We start from the raw sequence: 1,647 nt of genomic DNA, 5'->3' as shown, positions 1-1,647 counted from the left end.
AACACGGGCAGTTGATTGGGGTTTGGTACCCGGATCACAGTTGTCAGCGGCTGGTGTGGAATGAGCGTGGCCAGTTGCTTGAAGAGCAATTACCGAATGGCGGAATCAAGCGCTATCGCTATGACGACCTTGGGCGAAAAATCACCCAGAAAGACGAGCACGGCACGCTTACACAGTTCGAGTGGAACAACGTTGGGCGATTAGTCCAAATCGTCTTGCCGAGCGGTGACACGCGTAAATATACCTACAACGCTTACGGAAAAATCACCTCCGAACGCGATGAACTGGGGCACGTCACCCGTTACGAATATGCGGACGGCCTGCACCTGATCAGCCGTCGCATCAACGTCGATGGCACCCAGGTCAACTACCGTTACGACAACGTGCGGTTGTTGCTGACCGAAATCGAAAACGAAGTCGGCGAAACCTACCGACTCCAGTACCACAGCAACGGCCTGATCCAGCAGGAAACCGGGTTTGACGGCCAGCGCACCGCCTACGCCTACGACCTCAATGGCAACCTGCAAGAAAAGACCGAACATGGCGACGATGGCAGTCAGCTAGTCACTCGCTACGAACGCGACCACGCCGGTCGACTCGTAAGAAAAACCCTGCCCGACGGCAACATCGTCGATTACGCCTACGACCGCCAAGGCAACCTCCTCAGCGTCGACGACGGCCACTGGGCGCTGGCCTACGAATACGACCCACAAAACCGCCTGACCGCCGAACACCAAGGCTGGGGCACTTTGCGTTACGGCTACGACGCCTGCGGCCAACTTCAAAAACTGCGCCTGCCCGACAACAACCGCCTCACCTTCAATCACGACAAAGGCGGACACCTTTCCACAGTTGAACTGAATGGTGCGGTACTGACCTCACACCTATTCAGCGCCGGCCGCGAGCAGCAACGTGCCCAAGGAAAACTGCTCAGCAGTTACCAACACGACGACCAAGGGCGCCTGTTCAACCAAGGCATCGCCGATGCCGAAGGCACTGTCTACCGCCGCCACTACGACTACGACAAATCCGGCCACCTCACCCGCCTCATCGATACCCGCAAAGGCGAACACCACTACCACTACGACCCACTAAACCGCCTCACCCGCGCCGACCACTCCCAAGGCGAGCACGAACGTTTCGGCCACGACCCGGCCGGCAACCTGCTCATGCAAGACCGCCCCGGCCCAGACATCGTCACCGGCAACCGCCTGATGATCCAAGGTGACCGCCATTACGACTACGACGCCTTCGGCAATCTGATCCGTGAACGCCGAGGCAAAGGCCAGCAACTCGTCACCGAATACCGCTACGACTGCCAGCACCGCCTGATCAGTATTAAAAAAACTAACGGCCAAACCGCCAGCTACCGCTACGACCCCTTCGGCCGCCGCATCAGCAAAACCATCGACGGCCTAACCACCGAGTTCTTCTGGCAAGGCGACAAACTCATCGCCGAACACCACGCGGACCGCCACCGCAGCTACCTCTACGAACCGGACAGCTTCCGTCCGTTAGCCCTGCTGGAAGGCTTCGGCCCAAAAGACACCAAGCCCTACCACTACCAACTCGACCACCTCGGCACCCCACAGGAACTCACCGCCCCGGATGGCGAAATCGTCTGGTCCGCGCATTACCGCGCCTACG

Annotated in this window: 1 protein-coding gene; it reads left to right on the top strand. The window is 59.0% G+C overall.

The window, feature by feature from the left end:
* Positions 1-1,647 (top strand): RHS domain-containing protein (locus AACY52_RS28360; RefSeq protein ID WP_339561077.1); only part of this gene is annotated, 1,647 nt, incomplete at both ends.

This window comes from Pseudomonas sp. EA_65y_Pfl1_P113, assembly GCF_963970525.1.
Classification (GTDB): Bacteria; Pseudomonadota; Gammaproteobacteria; order Pseudomonadales; family Pseudomonadaceae; genus Aquipseudomonas; species Aquipseudomonas tritici.
This window is presented reverse-complemented; position numbering and strand designations above follow the sequence as displayed.